The sequence below is a fragment of the Candidatus Contubernalis alkalaceticus genome, assembly GCF_022558445.1.
GTDB lineage: Bacteria > Bacillota > Dethiobacteria > SKNC01 > SKNC01 > Contubernalis > Contubernalis alkaliaceticus.
Genome location: NZ_CP054699.1, coordinates 508,808 through 528,493, shown reverse-complemented (window position 1 = coordinate 528,493; position 19,686 = coordinate 508,808). Strand labels below are relative to the sequence as shown.

17 protein-coding genes and 1 riboswitch are annotated in these 19,686 nt (G+C 40.8%); of the genes, 4 read left to right on the top strand and 13 right to left on the bottom strand.

Features of this window, described 5'->3' with window-relative positions; translation table 11 throughout:
- Positions 1 to 36: 36 nt before the first annotated feature.
- The 7 genes from HUE98_RS02515 to HUE98_RS02490 form a co-directional block, all read right to left on the bottom strand.
- The gene (locus HUE98_RS02515) at positions 37 to 1,353 is read right to left on the bottom strand and encodes a DEAD/DEAH box helicase (RefSeq protein WP_241422318.1); all 1,317 of its coding nucleotides are present in this window, start codon (positions 1,351 to 1,353) and stop codon (positions 37 to 39) included.
- A 285-nt stretch (positions 1,354 to 1,638) separates the two neighbouring features.
- Positions 1,639 to 2,511 (bottom strand): TPM domain-containing protein, encoded by an 873-nt coding sequence (locus tag HUE98_RS02510; RefSeq protein WP_241422317.1) that lies wholly within the window; start codon positions 2,509 to 2,511, stop codon positions 1,639 to 1,641.
- Entirely contained in the window at positions 2,508 to 3,593 is a 1,086-nt protein-coding gene (locus HUE98_RS02505) for a hypothetical protein (protein ID WP_241422316.1), read from the bottom strand. Before HUE98_RS02505 ends, HUE98_RS02510 begins: the two co-directional genes overlap by 4 nt.
- Positions 3,594 to 3,650: 57 nt before the next feature.
- On the bottom strand, positions 3,651 to 5,024 hold the full coding sequence (locus HUE98_RS02500) for a penicillin-binding transpeptidase domain-containing protein (RefSeq protein WP_241422315.1): 1,374 nt from the start codon (positions 5,022 to 5,024) through the stop codon (positions 3,651 to 3,653).
- 18 nt (positions 5,025 to 5,042) lie between these two features.
- Entirely contained in the window at positions 5,043 to 6,809 is a 1,767-nt protein-coding gene (locus HUE98_RS02495; RefSeq protein ID WP_241422314.1) for an FtsW/RodA/SpoVE family cell cycle protein, read from the bottom strand.
- A gap of 421 nt (positions 6,810 to 7,230) precedes the next feature.
- A complete protein-coding gene (locus HUE98_RS17540) occupies positions 7,231 to 7,365 on the bottom strand; it encodes a hypothetical protein (RefSeq protein WP_277623700.1) in 135 nt (44 codons plus the stop codon).
- A gap of 120 nt (positions 7,366 to 7,485) precedes the next feature.
- On the bottom strand, positions 7,486 to 7,998 hold the full coding sequence (locus HUE98_RS02490; RefSeq protein WP_318036516.1) for an RNA polymerase sigma factor: 513 nt from the start codon (positions 7,996 to 7,998) through the stop codon (positions 7,486 to 7,488).
- A 245-nt stretch (positions 7,999 to 8,243) separates the two neighbouring features.
- On the opposite strand from HUE98_RS02490, the gene HUE98_RS02485 reads away from it, so the two are divergent.
- From HUE98_RS02485 to HUE98_RS02475, 3 genes are all read left to right on the top strand, one after another.
- Positions 8,244 to 8,579: a hypothetical protein gene (locus tag HUE98_RS02485; protein ID WP_241422312.1), complete on the top strand. Its 336-nt coding sequence runs from the start codon at positions 8,244 to 8,246 to the stop codon at positions 8,577 to 8,579.
- Positions 8,580 to 8,650: 71 nt separating this feature from the next.
- Positions 8,651 to 10,765: a hypothetical protein gene (locus HUE98_RS02480; RefSeq protein ID WP_241422311.1), complete on the top strand. Its 2,115-nt coding sequence runs from the start codon at positions 8,651 to 8,653 to the stop codon at positions 10,763 to 10,765.
- Entirely contained in the window at positions 10,752 to 11,606 is an 855-nt protein-coding gene (locus HUE98_RS02475) for an ATP-binding cassette domain-containing protein (protein ID WP_241422310.1), read from the top strand. The genes HUE98_RS02480 and HUE98_RS02475 overlap by 14 nt, the downstream gene beginning before the upstream one ends.
- A gap of 725 nt (positions 11,607 to 12,331) precedes the next feature.
- On the opposite strand, the gene HUE98_RS02470 is transcribed toward HUE98_RS02475, so the two are convergent.
- The gene (locus HUE98_RS02470) at positions 12,332 to 12,478 is read right to left on the bottom strand and encodes a hypothetical protein (protein ID WP_241422309.1); all 147 of its coding nucleotides are present in this window, start codon (positions 12,476 to 12,478) and stop codon (positions 12,332 to 12,334) included.
- Positions 12,479 to 12,578: 100 nt separating this feature from the next.
- Positions 12,579 to 12,685, top strand: a riboswitch (TPP riboswitch).
- Between the two features lie 49 nt (positions 12,686 to 12,734).
- Here HUE98_RS02470 and HUE98_RS02465 point away from each other — a divergent pair.
- Complete coding sequence (locus HUE98_RS02465) at positions 12,735 to 14,339, top strand: thiamine-phosphate synthase family protein (protein WP_241422308.1); 1,605 nt, start codon at positions 12,735 to 12,737, stop codon at positions 14,337 to 14,339.
- Between the two features lie 26 nt (positions 14,340 to 14,365).
- Here the strand turns inward: HUE98_RS02465 and HUE98_RS02460 are convergent, their stop codons facing one another.
- The 5 genes from HUE98_RS02460 to HUE98_RS02440 all read right to left on the bottom strand — a co-directional run bounded on the left by HUE98_RS02460 (position 14,366) and on the right by HUE98_RS02440 (position 19,618).
- The gene (locus HUE98_RS02460; protein WP_241422307.1) at positions 14,366 to 15,817 is read right to left on the bottom strand and encodes a sensor histidine kinase; all 1,452 of its coding nucleotides are present in this window, start codon (positions 15,815 to 15,817) and stop codon (positions 14,366 to 14,368) included.
- Positions 15,818 to 15,869: 52 nt separating this feature from the next.
- Positions 15,870 to 16,541, bottom strand: coding sequence for a response regulator transcription factor (locus HUE98_RS02455; RefSeq protein ID WP_241422306.1), 672 nt, complete (start codon positions 16,539 to 16,541; stop codon positions 15,870 to 15,872).
- A gap of 149 nt (positions 16,542 to 16,690) precedes the next feature.
- The gene (locus HUE98_RS02450) at positions 16,691 to 17,170 is read right to left on the bottom strand and encodes a DUF2680 domain-containing protein (protein ID WP_241422305.1); all 480 of its coding nucleotides are present in this window, start codon (positions 17,168 to 17,170) and stop codon (positions 16,691 to 16,693) included.
- Between the two features lie 231 nt (positions 17,171 to 17,401).
- Entirely contained in the window at positions 17,402 to 18,067 is a 666-nt protein-coding gene (locus HUE98_RS02445) for an ABC transporter ATP-binding protein (RefSeq protein ID WP_241422304.1), read from the bottom strand.
- A 15-nt stretch (positions 18,068 to 18,082) separates the two neighbouring features.
- Positions 18,083 to 19,618 carry an ABC transporter permease gene (locus tag HUE98_RS02440; RefSeq protein WP_241422303.1) on the bottom strand — a complete coding sequence of 512 codons (1,536 nt, stop codon included), beginning with the start codon at positions 19,616 to 19,618 and terminating at the stop codon, positions 18,083 to 18,085.
- Positions 19,619 to 19,686 lie beyond the last annotated feature (68 nt).

Sequence of the window (19,686 nt, the reverse complement as noted above, 5' to 3'; positions counted from 1 at the left end):
TATTACCACCGAATCAGGAAAAAAAGGTTTTTATGTTCACTTACTTCTTCGCTTACTAGAATTAGAATGTTTGCTGCTTCTTTTATTATCTTGCTTACTAGGTTGGTTTCTTCCATGTTTTTTTGCTGGCTTTTTTCCCTGGCTTTCTTGTTTCTTTAGAGCTTTATCTTGATATCCTTTAGCCCCTTTAACGCCTTTAGCCCCTTTTCCCCTTTGTTTCTTAATTTGATTTAATTTGTTTTCACCAACAATTGTCCCCTTTGTTTCAATTGTCATGCCAATACCTTTTTCTATTGCCTGTAATTGAAAAGTATTTCTTGGTGTTGCTAAAGTAATCGCTAACCCTTTTTCTCCAGCTCTTCCGGTCCTGCCAATACGATGAATGTAGCTATCTGCATCCTCAGGGACATCATAATTAAATACATGAGTAATACCTTCCACATCTAAACCTCTAGCTGCCACATCAGTTGCCACAAGTATTTGAAGTTTTGCTTCTCGAAAACGCTTCATAACCTGCTCTCGTTTTGCTTGAGATAAATCCCCATGTAATTCATCAGATAAATAGCCTTGATTAAGAAGGGCTTCGTTAAGTGCAATAACCCTTCTTTTTGTACGACAGAATATCAATGCCAAGTATGGTCTATGCTCTTCAATTAGTTTAAATAAAGTTTCCTGCTTCCCTCGGTCAGTAGTAGCTACAACCACTTGTCTAATCTCATCTAAGGTGATTCTTTTGCTCTTTATTTGAATATCCACCGGGTTCTTCAGGTAACGTCTTGCCAGGGTACGTATATTTGCCGGTATTGTTGCCGAAAAGAGCATAGTTTGTCGTTTTGGTGATGTCTTTCTAATTATATCCTCGACATCAGGCAAAAAACCCATGTGCAGCATTTGGTCAGCCTCATCAAGGACTAACATTTTTACCCCGGAAAGGGTTATGGTCCCCCGCCGGATATGATCTAGAATTCGCCCTGGTGTACCAACAACCATATGTATTGATCCCTTTAACTTCTTGATCTGTCGTTCAACATCCTGCCCGCCGTAAGCAGCCAGTACATGGGCATTAAGATCTAGTTTTTTTAATTCAGAGGTAATCTGTATTGCTAGTTCTCTTGTGGGAGTAATTATTAATGCCTGAATATAAGGCTTGTTTTCATTTATTCCTTGTAAGATCGGCAGTAAAAAAGCAAAAGTCTTGCCGGTGCCTGTTTGAGCTTGCGCCACGATATCCTTTCCCGAGAGTAGAATTGGAATTGCCTGTATTTGCACGGGAGTGGGAACATTGACCCCCTGTTTTTTTAAGATTTCGTTTAGTTCAGTTTTAACCCCTAAGGACAAAAAGTCAGTTGGCACTTATCAATTACCTCTTTTCTTTTTTCATATTTAACTAATATACTCCAAATTTGATGTATATATTTACCGCAGCGGACGCTGCAGTAAGCATATGGGCGGGGGCTTCTTGTCTAAAAATATATTCTATAGGATTCCTCAGGAGGCCTTTTCCTTTGGACCATAGTTCCAGCCTGGGTTATATAGTCAAGAATTCTGTGTCTAGAAAAACAAAAAGGACAAGAACGGGACAAGGGGACAGGTCCCTTGTCCCTCTGTCCCACCTTGTCCCTCTGTCCCACTTCCTTTTTAAAATTTACGTCCGCCGCCGCCGTGGGTTCTGCCGCTGCTGGAGCGGTGTGTTGTGCTTCCTAGTCCCCCTGAACCTCCAGAGCCGCTGGAGGACTGTATTTTGGCCTGGGTTACGTTAGTATTGATTAACCTGTCACGCCTGCTAATAATATTTACTGATTTTTCATCCAGGTAGGTTGTTGATGATGTTTTGATGGTGCCGCGGTTTAGTGATGCCATGATACCAACTACCAGAGCGGAGACAGCCATGCTGATCAGTATATAAACAAGTGAGTTGGAGAGGGAACTCCTTACCCTGCCGGAAAAGCTTAGATCCCTTTCAGCCACGCGGTATTGGCCCTCCGGAATACCCGCCCGCACATAGCTGGAGACGTTATCTAAAAAAACAGTGCAGGCCCTGTAGTAATCGGCATCTGCTAAGTAGGGAATTATGTCGTCCAGGGTGGATTCTATACGGGCATCGATAAAGTAGTCAATAGCAATGCCTGTTGTGGAAATATATGCTTCCCGGTGATCCATATTAAGCAGCAGCAGCAGCCCGTCGTATTCGCTTCCTATACCAAATCCATGGTCATCATAGTAATCATCGGCATAATCCCTTGATGTTTTTCCTGCGGCATCATTAGTTGTCACAACAACTATATCCATCAACAGTTCGCCCTTAAGTTGACTAATTCTATCTTCCAGCTGTAAAACCTCTTCACTGGTCAACAGCCCGGCCATATCAAAAACTCTCTGCTCGGCTGCGCTCATAGTTGAGGAAAAGGCAAATACCAACAGCAGTGCCACTGTGAGAAAAATAAGCAGCAGGGTTGTTGACCTTTGGCGTACAGCCCTTTTGCTTTGTTCTTTTCTACTGATGCTCATCATATAAACATCCCCCCTACAACTAAAATCAAATAAAGTCCTGCAGAAATACCAAGAAAGTAGCGGGCCATTTTATTCCTGCACAGAGGCAGCTTGCCGGCTATTTTGCTGGTTTGCCCATTCATGACAAAAAAGAAACTTTTTCCATTGTAATGATATGTAAGCATCCATACCGGTAAGAGGGCATATTCCACTTTGACATTATTAAATATAACTGTGGAGCCTTTTTCGGAAACGCTGTTATATCCTGTAATAGAATTTCTTAAGATTGTATTGGTATATTTTTTGACCCGTTCTTTAACTCTAGTAAAAGCACTCTTGCTGTCTACATCATATTTTTCTGCCTGAAAGCCTGAGAGATAGGACATGGAAAAAGGCCTGATTTCATCAAAATCATAAGGTTCAATAGTTTCCATCAGTTTGTCATCTGCTTTGATAGAGCCGTCAGCGGGAACTCCTCCAAAAGAGGCTTTAATCTCCCGAAAAACATCATATGTTTTTGTCTCGGTATAGCGGGTATCACCAACACTCCAGGTACGCACATTTCGGGCTGTAGCATCCATTTTTCCATTAACGTCGCAGTCATAAAGCCAGTAGGGAATATATATCCCCGTTAATTTTTCGATTTGATAGTGAGAGCTAAAACTGGTTGGCAGCAGCGGTTTGGTTTTGCACCACTTTAAAAAACGATCCACAACCTCTTTCTTTGGATAAGTAAAAGGTATGATTTTGGAAGGCTTATACACTCCGGAAAGCTGCTGGGGCAGGATTGCTGGACTATGGCAGTAGAAACAAAAAGTGGCTGCTGTTGTTTCATCGGTAATTATTTCTGCCCCGCACCCCTTACAGCTATAAGTTTTGATATCAGCGTTGAATTCTGCGTCTTCTGACGCACTTACGTAAATCTTTTCTTCCTCCGTCTCCTGCTCCATCTGCTGCTCTTTAACTTGATCGTCTTCGCTTTTTTCTTCCAGGTCACTCTTGACATAAACACTACCACAAAATTCACAAGTCCAGTCCTGGGATGTAGCATTAAAGCGCAGTGCAGAGCCACAATTGCGGCAGTAATATGTTAAAACCGGCATACTAAAAACCCCTTTCTGTAGTATTTAAAAGATTTTAGAATAAAATATCCATGATCCTCAACTACTTCCGGCTCTTACCGCAGCCTGCAGCACCTTTGCCGCCACAGGAGCAGCCGCCCTGCGTCCGGTACCTCCGTTTTCGATTACCACCACAAAAGCTAGAGGAAAATCTTCTCTATCCAGAAAACCGGCAAACCACGCATGAGGCTTTTCACCTCCACCTACTTCTGCAGTACCGGTTTTAGCACAAAGTTCAAGGCCCTTGAAACTTTCGTCACCATAGGCGCTTACGGTGTTGTTTCTCATCAATTTCTTAAGTTTTTCTGCTGTCTCTACCGAGAGCACCCGCTTCTGTTCATTAGAAGTAGTGATAAATGAAAATATACCCTGGTCTGCCAAAATTCTTGGGGTAATGCGGACACCATCATTAGCAATGGCTCCCATGAAAGCCATGAAGTTCAACGGATTTGCAGAATTGGTATACTGCCCTATGCCGGCCCAGGCAAGATTTGCTCCCGTTACATCTTCCACATCCACTCTACCTGCCGTTGTCTTTATGCCATCAACCTCCAAACTTGAGTTGAATCCCGCCAAATCTGCATATTTCTGAAGACTATCTGCTCCCAGTTCTAAAGTGATTTGGGCAAAGGCCGCATTACACGAATTAGCCAGCGCCTGTTTCAGCGTAACTTCACCATGGGCTGACTGACAGGTCACTGTATCACCGCCAATTTGCAGCTTCCCATCACAGTAATACGTATTGTTCTCAATGTTATTAAGATTATCAATGGCTGCGGCAGCTGTCACCAGCTTAAACACCGAGCCAGGAGTGTATGCGGATGAAAGGAAACGGTTAATATAGACCCCTTCGTATTTATCAGCATTTGCCTTCACATCGGGAGGGTTCCCCGGGTCAAAAGAGGGCGTGCTGACCATACATAGAATCTCTCCCGTCTTATAGTTATATACGCCCACCGTCCCCTTTCGGCCGTCAAGTTCCTTGTACGCCGCGGCACACAGGTCGGCATCAAGGGTGAGGGTGAGGTCACTGCCGGAGCTTAATTTGTTATTGAATCGATATGCCCCGTTGACTATATCCCAGCCGGTCAGATGATCCTTGAAGGCTGCTTGACAGCTGGTGGCTACGTTGCCGTTCACGTCCCCGGTTGCATGCATAACAGCGGTTCGCACCGTCTTATCCTTATGGAATTCCGTGGCTCCCTCCACCATCTGCATAAGAATGCTGCCCCAACGGTCATAAATGATTCCCGATGAAACCAATTTCCCGTCTGCATGCAAATGCCTGTTGGAAGGATGCTGTACCCATACAGAAGCATTGTTAAAATACTTTTCAGTGAAGGTCATAAGGCCCCACACCAGCAGCAGTGAATAAATCAGCACCACAGCTGTTCGGGTTGACAACAGCTTCATACAAATCACCTGTTCCTCTTAATAGTTATCTTTATCTAACCTGATGCGGTCATCAGCAGATTTAATAAAGGCCAAAAGGCCCCAGGAAGCAATCATGGAAGAACCTCCATTGGATACAAAAGGTATGGTTATTCCCGTTAAGGGTAGAATGTCTACTGAGCCCAACACATTTAATGCCGTCTGGATCAAAAAAATGGACGCCGCCCCACAGGCAGCAATTGCATAGAAAGATGACCTGCAGTTTTTAGTCAGAAAAACAGTATAAATCGCCAAAAACACAATGGTCAAAACCACTATAAGGGCAATCAGCAGCCCCCATTCCTCACTGAGCAGACCGAAAACCAGGTCTGTATCCGCCGCAGGAATATTTTTAAAAAACCCATTTCCGCCGCCTACCCCTAAGAGGCCGCCGCTGGCAGATGCAATCATAGTTCGGGTCTGCTGGTAGCCGGTAGTATTTGCCAGCTCCCAGACATTTCCCCAGGTGGCAAAGCGAGAAGCAATATACGGCATAAATGATACTACTGCTGTAGATGCAAATATGGCTCCTGCCGTTATTAGGGCAATAGTCCTCAAATCTCCTGACTGCATAAATGCTATCACAATAAAGGTGCCAAAAATAACTACGGCCGTGCCAAAATCCCTTATAAGCACCAGCGTACCGATACAGGCTGCGGAAAATGCGATAAAAGCAGTCATATTACGTGTAGTGAGCAGCTTATCCAGGGTGGCGGTACCGGCCATCACAAAAGCAATTTTTACGAACTCCATGGGTTGAAAAGACACAAACCCCAGGTTTATCCATCTCTTTGCACCAAAATATGTGTCCCCTATGGCCAGATTCAATGTCATAAGCACCAGAGCCATTGCCATAAGAAAATATTTTAGTTTGTGAGCAAGTCCAAGGTTCCCAATTAATACCATTATTAAAGTATACACTGCTATACCTATAAGAATCGCCACGAGCTGCTTATTTAGAGAGTTAGGGTCTGCTGAAGCAACAATGAGTAAGTTAAAACCACAGAGAAAATAGCACAGCAATTCCAGTTCAAATTTTTTCTGACTGAACCAACGCATGATAAGATAATGAAAACACATGGTAAGGATAAATATGAGAAAAACTAAAGGCAGGGCCTGACTGGCCTCAGGACCCATGGAAAAGTAAACCTGCATGCCTCCTAGAAGTTGAAATATCAAAATTAAAAACAGGGTCATACCGGTGCTGATGTGTCTGCCGGAATCTGCAAACCTTGACGTATCATTTTGATGAGATAAGCCCTTTTGTTCTCTATCCGCCGAGTCCAGCACCATTTCCACGCCTGAAAGGGAGATGGTGTCCCCGTAATTTACAACTTGGGAACTTTCTACCTTTATCTCGTTAACTTCTACTCCACCTTTTGAGCCTAAGTCTGCAATAGACCAAATCCCATTATAAAATGTAAGCACAGCGTGGCTTCTAGATACAAAGGGCAGATTAATCACAATATCACAAAATTTGCTTCGCCCCATTAAGTTTTCCCAATTTTTAACAGGCTCCCGGGTGCCGTCTCTCATACACAGGTAACCCCAAACCTTATTTCCCTTCCCATTATGCAAAAGCGGAAGAATGCAGCGTAAAAATATGGTTAATGCCAATATTGGGAATACCCACCTGACAACCAGGGTGTATAGTTCCGCTGCCCATTTTGAAAGCTCAGGAAAATTCCCCACACTAACGAACATATCAGCAAATTTTGCTAATAACATGTCCAAAAGCTGTTGGGCAATTTCTAAAATATCAGTCATTTTAATTTTCCTCTAACAAAAGGATTTAATATTCCACTACGATTATAGCGTTTGTCTTATTATATCACTTCTTTTTCAAGAAAAATTTTTCCAAATGCTAACAATATCCCCTATAATTGCACAATAACGCATATTTTCTCCTTCTATCTAAAAAAGTAATATTAAATACCTCTTAACAAATTCTGCATAATAGAATTTTCTATTCGTTTAGACTTATTACATAAACCTTCTCTTGTAGCTCTTGGAATAATACGAAAGAATTTAACATGAAGTGCCAGGCCTCAAAAAATATTTCTTGATTAGCTACTGCTTAACATCATGACAACCTATCTAAATATTAGCTAGCAAATTAGTATGCAAATTGGCATTATTTCTATTTCTTTACAGTTGTTTATTCAACTTATTTTGATTATTTCCTTCTTTAAATAAAGATAAGTGACAAGGCTAAACTGGGTAAGCAGTGTTTTTCTCCGTATACCAGTGTTTTACGCATAATTCTTTCCAATACCTGGATATACCCCTCCTTTGATGCTTTTACAGTAGTTTTATGTTTCATTTTTTCAACCTCTTTTCATGTATCATTTTACCATATTCTCTGTTTCAAAAATATTCTAACACATAATTGAACTTACCATTTCAGGCAAAAAGCTGGCCTTCATAAAATCAATTCTATGAATCAAAAAAACACTGCATCCTTTATTAGCCGGCTGAAGTGTTTTTTGTCAACAGTTATATGTTTTCTTAACTTATTCTTTGCCCGGTGCAAACGAGACTTTACAGTTCCTATAGGAATCCTTAAAATGTTACCAATTTCTTCTAATTTTTTTTCTTCAAAGTAAAACAAAAATAAAATTGTAAAAGAAATACTGTCCAAAATATCCAGGCTTGACTGTAATTCCTTTCTTAATTCTTTATTGCTTAAAGCTCTTAAAATATCTTCTTCAATGCAATATTTTTTTAATTCCAGTATATCTAATGGGATTTTGACAAAGAATCTTTCTCTTTTATTAACATTGAAAGCCTTATTTACAGCTACTTTATACAACCAGGAACCCATGTACGAATTATTTTTAATGGTAGGGTAACACTCAATAGCCTTTAAAAAAACATCCTGAAGTATTTCTTCCGCCAAAGATTGGTTTTTTACAATGTTTTGAATTACATGGTATAAACCCTGATTGTACTCCAAAAATAGTTAGTGTATTTCATTTCTCACAATCATTCACCTTTTCTGATATTAATTTAATAATATCATTATAAAGCAATTTAAAGGAAATATATATAAAATATTGGGAACTTTTTTTCATCTTAATTGTCTTAATAGTTGAAAAGATAAAAGAAAGGTTAGCCTTTGTGATAAAAGAGTTTATAAAATAAAAAAAAGAGTACGGTGGCATTACCCTATGCTCCTCACTAAGTTTTATGGTTGCGATAATGTTAACCTTTGTTCTAGTGAATAGTATCTATGCTGCTAATGCAACTGTTAACATTAAGAAAGGTCAAGGTCCAGTCCAATCTGCTTCTATTACAGCAAACAATGGCGCAAAATATAGCGGCCGAAACTATTCTTCTTCTGAGCATAGCCTTTATATTGATTTACAAGCTTCTAGTGGAAGTGGATGGGCAAATGTTAAAACATCATTAATGGCTATCGGCTCAAGTGCTAGTGGACTGTCAACTATGTCTGGTGCTTTATTGTGGAGAGTACAATTAAACCCCCAGTATTTGTTTACGGACTGTAACGGTGAAGGAACAGTATCAAATCGCTAGTATACTTTATTATAGGGGTATTTCTTATACCCCTATAATAAAGTATACCCTTTCTTGGGGAGGATTTTGGTGTGAGAAAATTATATAAAGATTCAATATTGGTATTTTTACGGAGTAAAAATTTGAGCATACCATATTTTGTTTTGTTAGCTTTAATCCTGATATACATTGGCTTTTGCTTCAATAATTACTTGCAGTATAGTGATATATTTTCTGTTACCATTTGGTTGGTACGCCCCTTAATTTTCTTGATTGCATTTTTCATTTATATCGGTTATGAACATACAATCAAAATATATGACAACAACATGGTGGAGTATTTTAACACATACCAGCAGGGATTATTAAAAATTTATGGGGTAATACTGTTGTGTTTATTAACTATCGTTGTGATACCTTCTATTATCATTTTAGCCTTTACTGTATTCATGTATTATTACATAGATGTTCAATATCTCCCCTTTTTGATTCACCTAAAAAAATTATCTGTCCTTTATTTCGGGTTATCTTTTATAATTGGTATTATGTTAGGAACAGCAATGGCCGCCAAGCTGAAAACCAAAAGGCTCGCAGTATATAGTCTTACGGTTATTTTTATTTTGTTAAACACTACTTTCACAGATATTCCTTTCAGAATACCATATTCACTTTTCAACTCTTATCTAACTGAGAAAATGCTTTACTATTTCAAGGACTTTTTTTCTGTTGTACCTCATGAGTTAGGGAACAGCTTTATATTAGATCCTATATACGGGTTTCCGATGGAGCCTATCCGATGGATATTAGCAGTTTTTTGGATTATATTCCCTTTAACACTGATATTGACTGAATGTTTCTTCCAGAAGACTAAAAAAGCACTGATAGCCACCAGCTGCTTCATTTTACTGTCGGGGATCGGTTTGTTTTCTGTTAGAGGCTCAACATTATTAAGGGACATGAGAGTTGATTCTTATCCTTACGCTGATCCCCATTATTACATGGTTAGACCCAGAGAAGATTACGATGGATATCAAGCCGGTTTCATAATTGAGGAGTATCAAATGGATTTCACCATTAGCAATGAGCTGCACGCTGAAGTGGAAGTCAAAATTGACAATCTTTGTTTGGATAACTATGAATTCACCCTTTATCACGGGTATATTCTGAAAAGTATTCGCACACAAAACGGGGAAATACCTTTCAACCGTGAGGGTGATTACGTAAGTATTGGAAATCTTAACGGTGCGGACAAACTCATTTTCAACTATTACGGTAAATCACCGAAATACTATGCCAACAGGCAAGCAATTACCTTACCCGGGTATTTCGCCTATTATCCCAAGGCCGGCAGAGCTAATATATGGGAGTCGGATCAGTATGGCTATGTTATCAATACCTCTCCAAATGAAAGCAATTACACGGTGAATATCCTATCTAATCTGGAGATAATCTGTAATCTTGCAGGTGGTGATAACTCTTTTCATGGAAAGTCAAACGGTGTTTCGCTATTTGCCGGTATGTATGATGAGGTTGCTGATAATATATTCGCTGAGCCGATGCGAGTGGACTTACCGAAAATAGAGTATATTGGTGAAGCTGAAGAAATATTAACAGACATATTCAATCGATTGGACCGGCCGGATTATTTCATCCATATCTCAGACAAGAAATTCTTTCAAGTACCACGAAACTTTGCGCTTAACTCTAACACTGAGGACACTGTGGTCATGAGCGACCACATTACATCTACTTACTGTAACAATGGGCAAGAATTAGCCGAGGGGATAATGAAATCGATCACTAATCCCAAGTCAGCCAGTTGGTTCCTGTGGAGCTATTTTACTTATCTTTTTAACAGGCAAGATGAAACTGACCTGATATTTCAAGGCACAGTGGACCTGAATCTTCTACTGAAAGAGATAGACGAATTGCGATTTCTAGATGAAAAGCATCAAAATATGAATAGTGAAAAATATTTAAAAATGAATGAACAGGAAAGAGAAGCATTCGAAGCTGATGAAAAACGAACATTTGAATTAAACAATATTGTTAGTGAGAAGGCAGCAAAATATTTATTCTATGAATCCCCCCGCAGAGATGAGAACATGAGCATCTTCCTTGATTATTTTATGTCGGAAATTGAGGAAGACTATTTAGAATTGGTGAAAAAAATTGTAAGGGAGGACCTGAAACATGATTACCGTTAAAAATCTGAGCAAAAGCTTTAAAAATAATGATGTCCTTCATTGTGTTAATCTGCAATTAAACACCAAGGTTTATGGATTATTAGGTGCTAACGGTGCCGGCAAAACCACGTTAATACGGTGCATAGCGGGACTATATGAACCCCAAAAAGGGGAGATATTATATAACAATGAACCAATACGTAAATCTAAAAGTTTTCATCAAGGCCTCGGTTACCTGCCCCAAGTCTTTGGAATGTTCCAGGAGCTCACGTTATATGAAATGATGGACTACATTTGCTCTTTAAAGGGCATAGAAAAAAACAAATGCACCGACGAAATAACAAAAGCACTTACTAGAGTTAACCTAGAAGATAAGGCCGGGGACAAGGTAAAAACATTGTCAGGAGGTATGGTAAGAAGGGCTGGAATCGCACAAGCTATCTTAGGGGACACAAAAATAATGCTATTGGATGAGCCGACAGCGGGGCTTGATCCTGGCGAGAGAGCCAATTTTAAAAACACTATAAGTGAGCTTAAAAAAAACAAAATTATACTGATTTCCACTCACATTGTGGAGGATGTGGATGCCTGCTGCAATAGTGTTATCGTTATTGACAAGGGAAATGTATTGTTTAAAGGATCTTGTGAAGAATTAAGAAATATTGCAATAAACAAAGTATATCAAATCAATGAAGCTGAAGCTGATGCCAATAGTATCGTTGGGGATAAATATAAACTTAAGGTTAACGAGATAGAAGGCAAGATTTATCATCGGATACTGGCAAAGGAAAAACAAGATTATCAAAGCGAAAAGCCTACCCTGGAAGACGGATACATGTGTTTGGTAAAGGGGTTAGCATAGTGCGGAGGTTATATCTTGAACTTAAGAATCAGCAATTTTACTATTATGTGCCGCCCATCATTCTTTTTTTATTAGTACCTTTTACAGTTCTTTCAACTATAAAAAGTGGATCCGGCAGCAATTTCCCGGAATGCTGCACAATATCTCAGTTGTTTATCCCCAGTTTTGCCGCTTGGTGGCCGTTATTTATTTTAAAAGAGTATCTTAATTCACCGGGGAAGGAATTGCTTTTTGTACATAAATTTGACAGGGACAGCCTTTTATTTAAAATGATAATCTTATGGGCATTCTTTGTCTTGCATGTTATGATTGTATTTATCTATTTCACCTTTTTATTTGATTTTGTTTGGTTTTTGTTTATAGCTATAATAATTCAAAGTATGTTTATGATTGCCTTAGCATATCTTCTTTCCCTATTATTTCAAAATACATTTATCCCTCTTATAATAAATTTTTCTTATAGTTTAATTTTTATGCTGGTCTTATTTTATTCCCCGCTAAGCATTTTTGAAGTTGGACCCTTTAATAATGCTGGCAGCTTGATTAAATCTACAATTGTAATTATCATAGCGTTTTTTCTTTTCTACGGAGGTTATAAGATTGAAAAATCGTTATACAAACAAAGTATTTAATAGTTATATGATGCAAAGGACAAAAATCCTTAAATTCTCTAATTGGTTAAAATCTAATAGAATGGATCAATAGCTTTTCAGAAAGCAAACTATTTATTCGAAAAGAGCTTTTTTATTTTCTGTTCTATTTGATACTGACTCTTTGATGTTAACACTGCTGCAGCCGATAAACACCATGCAGATAATAATCAATACCCCGCCATACCAGAATATGTAGGCCAGGGCTGTCACAAAAACCATAATCTTCCTGAAAACAAAACTTTTACCACAGACTCTTAAAAAAACCAAGAGACTGTTGCAAAACCATTTCTACCGGATTATAATAAATATAAGAAAATAGAGTTCCGTCCCGGGGAGCCCAAAATGGGCTGAGAAAGGGCTGAAGTACCTGACCCGTTGAACCTGATTAGGATAATTCCTGCGCAGGGAGAGATACGATTGATAATTAATCCGCACCTTTCCCCCAGGCGGATTCTTTTGTTTGGAGGGAATAATTATGATAGGCAAAATAAACGATGACTTATTCAAAGCTGCTGTGGAGCATCACACGGGAGCAAAACACCCATCGGTGGTAATTGGCCCTCAGATGGGTGTAGATGCGGCCATACTTGATGTCGGAGGCCGCTACATGGCTGTGGCGGAAGACCCGATTTTCCCCGGCCCCACCACATCCCCCGATGATTTTGGTTGGGTGACCATACATATCGGCGCCAGTGATGTAGCAGTAATGGGGATTAAACCGCAGTTTATGACCTATTCTCTGCTGCTGCCCCCCGGCACTCCAGAAGATTATATCACAGAATTAATTCAAAGTATCAGTAAATACGCCAAAGAACTGGGCATCACCATCGTGGGAGGGCATACCGGTTACTACAGTGCCGTTACTGTCCCCATTATCGGTGGGATTACCGTCTGGGGCATGGGTGATGATTATGTAGCTCCTACCGGGGCACTTCCCGGTGACACCATTATCATTACCAAAGGGGCCGCCATCGAAGCTGCCGCCATCCTGGCCTGTGAACTGAGAGAAAGGCTGCTGGCATCAGGTATGGACCCGCAGCTTGTAGCAAGGGCCTGCAGCCGCTGGCGGGAAATGACAGTGGTAAAAGACGCAGAAATAGCAATGTCCACAGCTGGAATCCATGCCATGCATGATGCAACGGAAGGAGGCTTGACCAGGGGCCTCTGGGAGGTTGCCGAAGCCTCGGGAACCGGTCTTCTCATCAATTACAGCCAGGTTCCGGTCCCCCCGGACGTAGACGCTGTCTGTCGGCATTTTGACATGGACCCCTACACCGCCATCAGTGAAGGAACTCTGATTATCTGCTGCGAACCCGAAAAAGCAGAAAAGCTGCTGGACGCCTATGCAGAAGTCGGCATTGAAGCAGCTATCATCGGAAAGGTCCTCCCCCGCCCGGCAGGAAGGAACTGGATTTTAAATGACGGTTCTACAAAACCTCTGGTACCGCCTGAGGTAGACCCCTTCTGGGAGGTTTTTTTCAATGCCCTGGCGGTGAAAGAAGACAAAAGAACTGCAGCAGAAGCAGCTTTATGTAATGAACTCAACGACACCATCACCAGACTTAAGGAAATGAATATCGCTCCAATGATACCGGAAGTAGGCGCCAACCTGGCCTATGCCGGCCCGGAAGCAAAAGACAAATCTGATATAATCGCTATCCCCGGCAGGCTGCTGCGGTTTAAAAACAATGTGGCCATGCTGGGACAACCTGAGCCGGGCTGTTCCAGGTACATGAGCTCTACCCTGCTCACCGCCCGAAAATATTTCCCCGAAACCCGCTGTGTGCTTAACCTTGCCTGCAGGCCCGGGATAGAGGAAATCTGCCGGGAACTAGGCCTTTCCATCGCTGTTATGCCGGCACCTGCTGACTTCCGCCAGAATGATGAAGAATACGAAACTGCCCTTACCCATCTTCTGAAACAACAACAGTTCTGCCCCGACGTTGTCCTTCTGCCGGACAGAATTAACCTGGAGAAAATGATTCTGGTCTTCAGCAAAAAACTGGACAACCTAATAGACAAAGTGAACCGTATCACAAAAAAATGTTCTTATAACGTTATACGAAAGAATAATTGCTAAAATAATAAAAACCAAAGTTTTTAGTTTCACTTCTCATATTGCAGTGCAAACCAGAACACACTGCCCTCCCTGGGTTTCGAGAAAACGCCATATTCTCCTCCATGCAGTTGGATGATAGATCTCACAATGGAAAGCCCCAACCCAGTCCCCGTTACCGCACGCCGATGAGTCTTGTCTACCTTGAAGTACCTATCCCAAATATGGGGCAGGAATTCCTCTTCAATTCCCTCCCCGTTGTCGATTACCTGGATCTTCACCCATGTATCCGCCAAGGTTTGCTTTACTGTTACCATCTTGTCGCTGCCCACGTAGTTGATTCCATTGATTAACAGATTATAGAACGCCTGAGAAATCAGTGACTCATCGGCGTAAACCGTCACCTCTGCATCCCGTAAAAATTCGATAGTATAGCCATCTTTTTTCAAAAGGGCATTTAACCTGTTCACTATATTGCCAATACTTTCTGTCAAACCATAGCGGGCGGGATTGATCTGCTGCATACCGGACTGCAGTTTCGAGATATCCAACACATCGTTGACCAGGGTTGTCAGACGTTTGGTCTCTCCCACAATGATCTGCGCATTCTCCTCGCTCATTTCACCGGGCAAGTCACACATTGCCTCCGCATAACCGCTGATCAAGGTAAGAGGTGTCCGCAGGTCGTGAGAAATGTTTGCGATCAGCTCCTGTCTTAGTTTTTCCACCTTAGACAGTTCCTTTGCAGTATGGTTAAGGGTATCCGCAAGCTCATCGATTTCCCGATAGCCACCTCCGGAAAAAAAAGTGCCATAATCTCCTTTCGCCAGGGTCTTTGCGCTTTCGTTTATTTTTTCAATGGGCGTTGACACCCTTTTTGCAATGATAAAGGCCAAAATAATAGAGAACACCAGCATGAAACCCGTAATATAATATAACTGGATCCGAAGCGTATTCACCGTCGCATCCACAGGAGCGATTACGGAATTAATCAACACCGCCACCGTATTTCCATCTCCATCAGCCATAATTTTTGCATAGATTAAAGAACTCTGTCTCCCGATATCAATGGAAGGAATTCGCCTGGTTGATTCAGCGTTGGGGAATAAAGATTCACGAAGGCTCTCCCGATTGTAGTAAACCATAAGCTCTCCGCCATGTTCCTGTGCGCTGGCCAACAGCCGAACCTTCTCAAAGGGTAACATAGTAAGTATGACACTGTCCCGCAACGTGCCGGAGGAATACAATGCGTTTCCGTTTTCGGATAAGATTTCGATACAAACATCGTTATCTATTGCGATCCGCTCCACCAGTTCCTCCAAATTAGTGCTGTCCAGACTCTTCTCAACGGACGCCGCGCTGCTTTTGATTTCGCCAATCTTAACAAACCTGTAAAACTGATCCAAAAATACAACCTGGGACAGCCATAAGATCAGCAGCAATAAAGCACAGAAACCCAGCAGAAAGAAATAAATTTTCCATTTTATACTGATACTTTTCATGTTTCACCTCTTCCAGCCTCGGTCCCTTACAATCAGGCAGACAATCCATCCATTATCCTTCGAATCGATACCCCACACCACGCAGCGTAGTTATCAAGTTGGCATATTGGCCCAAGGATTTACGCAGCAGCTTGATATGGGTGTCCAGTGTCCGATCATCGCCGCAATATTCATATCCCCACACTTCTGTAATGAGCTTTTCCCTGGTGAGTGCAATATTTTGGTTACGAATCATATAAAAGATGAGATCAAATGCTTTGGGAGGCAGCTCTATGTTGCTGCCGTCAATCATAATCCTCCGGGCGGTAAAATCAGCTTTCAGTCCTTCTTTGACAAAGAGTTCATGCCTGAATTGACTCCCTTTTGTTGTCCGTTTCATAATAGCTTCCAAGCGCATCATCAGTTCCTTAGGTGAAAATGGCTTCACCACATAGTCATCCGCACCCAGTTCAAAACCATGGATCTTATCGTATTCCTCCCCTCGGGCAGACAGCATCAGAACCGGTGTGTCCTGGCTCTTTCTAATCTCTCTGACCGCAGAAAAACCGTCCAGTTCCGGCATCATTATGTCCATAATAATGATGTCGAACTTCTGCTTCTTGCACATCTCCACAGCATCCATACCATTAGACGCCTCAAAAACCTGGTGCCCCTCAAAAAGTGCGTATTTTCTAATCAGCATTCTGATCTTTTCCTCGTCATCGGTTATTAATATCCTATACATATCCATACCTCGCAGATTAATTTATACGAATCAATTATACACTAAAGAAGAATCTCAAACCAACTATACTATCCCCAAAAAGAGCTAAAGCCCTATGCAAACGGGGCATGCCCGTTCACATAGAGCCTGGTTTCAACCATTAAACGGTATCATTCTGTTGTAGCTTCGGCTGGAGGAGCACCCTTAAATCCCCCTCTTCCATGGGCTCCTCTGCCGCCGGGCATGGGCATTCTATCGTTTTCCCGCATCATGAACATACCTTCGGACAGTCGTTCCTTCATCAGTGCTGCCATTTCCTCATCCAAAAGATCCCATTGCAAGTATTTATCAATGATTTGACTGTCAATATCTGCAGCTTTTTCTCTCAGGGCATAAATTTCCTCTTTCTGCTTATCTGTTAATTGTGTCCACTTCTCCTGAGTAGCTTCCATGCTGGCTTTCCTTGCTTCCATTTCCTCCCTCTGCTCATCTGTTAAAGCAGTGCGTTCCCATTTTGCCATTCTGTCACATATAACAGATTCTGTGGTGTCGATTGTGCTTTCAGCAGGTGCAGCAAAGGCAGCGCCAACTCCTAAAATTGCCACAAGAACCACTACACAAATACTTCCGAGAACTTTGTTTGTTTTCATTTGATTCATTCTCCCATTTCTTTGTTTTGTTTGTTTTATTTGTTTGTTTTGTTTGTTCGGTTATCAAGGTCCCTTACACATCACCCTTTCTTTATCCTAGTATAACCAATGTATGTGATGGCTGCATGATGACTGTCTGAATATTTCCCCCCTTGGTATGGTCTCACTGCACCAAGGTATGTGATTTTTAATTAACAAAAAGGCGATCATTAGTTCACCATAAAACAAATATTATACATTAATCAAAGACTCAGATTTTTTCAACTCATAAACAACATCTGACATTCTCGCAACTTCTGGAGAGTGTGTCACAATGATAACACACTTTTGTTCTACCACCACTAGCTTGCGAAATATTTCCATAATGTTTTTTTCAGTTTCTCCATCCACATTGCCTGTAGGTTCATCAGCTAATATTACCTTTGGATCATAAGACAGAGTTCTTGCAATGGCAACTCTTTGCTGCTCTCCTCCAGACAACTTTAAAATACGTCTATTTGCAGTCACTTCATCTATTCCCACAGATTCTAACAGTTCCAATGCTTTCATCTTTTTATTTTCAATTTTCTTTCCAGATACATCTATTGATAAAACAACATTTTCTGCTGCGGTTAGATGAGGAAGCAAATTATAGCTCTGAAAGATTACCCCTACAAATTGGCTTCTATATTTGTATGAATTAATCCGGGTGATATTTGTTTCATCAAATTGTATTGTACCCTTTGTCGGTTTAGTCAGGCCCGAAAGCAAAGAGAGCAAAGTCGTCTTGCCGGCACCGGATTTTCCTACAATTGCATAGATCTTTCCTTCTTCAAATTTATAATTTAAATCGCTTAGGACTTCTTTCGCTTTATTGCCATACGCATAACTGATATTGCTTAAAGTAAATATACTCATATATAAACCTCCCCCTTATGACCTATTGCTTAATATTTCTAAAGGCTCATATCTTAGAATGGATATTACAGCGGAGGCACTGGAGATTAATGCCAGCAGAAAGCCTATAGCCAGAAGCTGCATCATCACAAGCATGTCCACACTGGCGGTAATGTCTGAGACATATTCTGTCGTTTCACTTGTTAATGCATTAATATCGCCAAATCTTCCTTGAAATCCACCCCCAAAATTTTCATTTGTCGTTTCTACACTAGCTATTACCGAGGTAACTTGGCTTTCCAGTAGTACGTCTGCTACCGGAACAGAAACTGCCGAGCCAACAGCTGCTCCAATGACAATTGCAACAAACATCACAAAAAAAGTTTCCATTATGAACTGCAAAGATATTTTAGGTTTATCCATTCCTATTGCCGCTAATACACCGATTTCATATTTTCTTTCCCGGATTGCAAAGACATTGAATACAACTAGGATTATTGCTCCTATTAACAGTACCACTACTAAAAAGGACGCAGCATATTTACTTAAGTTTTCTAATGGCAGCATACTCTGTTCATAAGCAGAAATATCGGAAGATGTAATTGTATACATGGCATCATCCAATCCCATGGATACTGCATCCACTTTAAACTTCTCGTAATCTTCTATAGCTGAAAAAACATATGTTCCAGATATCTGTGTTCTTAGCGCCGTAGTAAATTCAAATCCTGTATCTTCATTTACTTCTACAGTCGCGATTGCTAATGACTTCTCTAAAATAGCACCTACTGCCGCACTGCTCATATAAATCTGGTTAGCAGGGTCGGATGCAGCATTAAATCCAATCATCATATCGCTCTGGTTCACAGAAGATTCACTGTTGTTATAGATTCCAATAATTGTTATTTCGTATGTTTCTTCATCATCGTTGGGATTTGCTAATGTGATTGTATCTCCCACTTCTAAATCATTTAACAAAGCAAGTTCATCGCTTATTACACCTTGCAGCTCCTCAGATGATTCATCAAACACCGTTCCTTCAGTTATTTTAGATGTGCCATTAATAAAGGCTGTCATTGCGTTATGATGGCTATAGCCAATGACTGTAAAATCTCCTTGAACACCCATACGGTTAAAATTTCTGTTTCCCCCTGGCATTTCAAAAGGCTGAGTTTCATCAGTAGTCTCTTCGGTTATGAGTGATATATCTACCGGCTCCAAGGAATCACTTCCATCTAGTGTGGAAGTATTCGTATAGTAAAATTCCTTGACATACTCAGAACCTGCATAATAGGCCATTTCTTCTATGGATAACCCTTCTAAACTGCCTAATGCTTGATTCCTGGCTGCTTGAGTTAGCTCTCTGTCCCCCAAAACCCCTTGCCGGTTTATTCCAATTTGGGCTGTAATCTGCATCAAATCCAAGGAAGCAACTTTTGCTGAGTCCGCACCATTTCTAATGCTAAGAGAAACACAGGCAGATACTGCAATTACAAAAGCGATAATCAGTATTAGAAAATTTCTTCCCTTAGCTCTGCTGATACTTTTAAAAGCATTTTTAACAATGTACATTGAACAATTCCTCTCTATCTATAAATTTATAACAAGTTTCAAACAGTTTTAAAATAATCATACCCTCC

Excerpts from the sequence above, each read along its gene's own strand:
- HUE98_RS02510 (WP_241422317.1), bottom strand. The coding sequence starts at position 2,511 with ATGATGAGCATCAGTAGAAAAGAACAAAGCAAAAGGGCTGTACGCCAA.
- HUE98_RS02505 (WP_241422316.1), bottom strand. The coding sequence starts at position 3,593 with ATGCCGGTTTTAACATATTACTGCCGCAATTGTGGCTCTGCACTGCGC.
- HUE98_RS02500 (WP_241422315.1), bottom strand. The coding sequence starts at position 5,024 with ATGAAGCTGTTGTCAACCCGAACAGCTGTGGTGCTGATTTATTCACTG.
- HUE98_RS02495 (WP_241422314.1), bottom strand. The coding sequence starts at position 6,809 with ATGACTGATATTTTAGAAATTGCCCAACAGCTTTTGGACATGTTATTA.
- HUE98_RS17540 (WP_277623700.1), bottom strand. The coding sequence starts at position 7,365 with ATGAAACATAAAACTACTGTAAAAGCATCAAAGGAGGGGTATATCCAG.
- HUE98_RS02485 (WP_241422312.1), top strand. The coding sequence starts at position 8,244 with ATGTTAACCTTTGTTCTAGTGAATAGTATCTATGCTGCTAATGCAACT.
- HUE98_RS02475 (WP_241422310.1), top strand. The coding sequence starts at position 10,752 with ATGATTACCGTTAAAAATCTGAGCAAAAGCTTTAAAAATAATGATGTC.
- HUE98_RS02470 (WP_241422309.1), bottom strand. The coding sequence starts at position 12,478 with ATGGTTTTTGTGACAGCCCTGGCCTACATATTCTGGTATGGCGGGGTA.
- HUE98_RS02465 (WP_241422308.1), top strand. The coding sequence starts at position 12,735 with ATGATAGGCAAAATAAACGATGACTTATTCAAAGCTGCTGTGGAGCAT.
- HUE98_RS02460 (WP_241422307.1), bottom strand. The coding sequence starts at position 15,817 with ATGAAAAGTATCAGTATAAAATGGAAAATTTATTTCTTTCTGCTGGGT.
- HUE98_RS02455 (WP_241422306.1), bottom strand. The coding sequence starts at position 16,541 with ATGTATAGGATATTAATAACCGATGACGAGGAAAAGATCAGAATGCTG.
- HUE98_RS02450 (WP_241422305.1), bottom strand. The coding sequence starts at position 17,170 with ATGAAAACAAACAAAGTTCTCGGAAGTATTTGTGTAGTGGTTCTTGTG.
- HUE98_RS02445 (WP_241422304.1), bottom strand. The coding sequence starts at position 18,067 with ATGAGTATATTTACTTTAAGCAATATCAGTTATGCGTATGGCAATAAA.
- HUE98_RS02440 (WP_241422303.1), bottom strand. The coding sequence starts at position 19,618 with ATGTACATTGTTAAAAATGCTTTTAAAAGTATCAGCAGAGCTAAGGGA.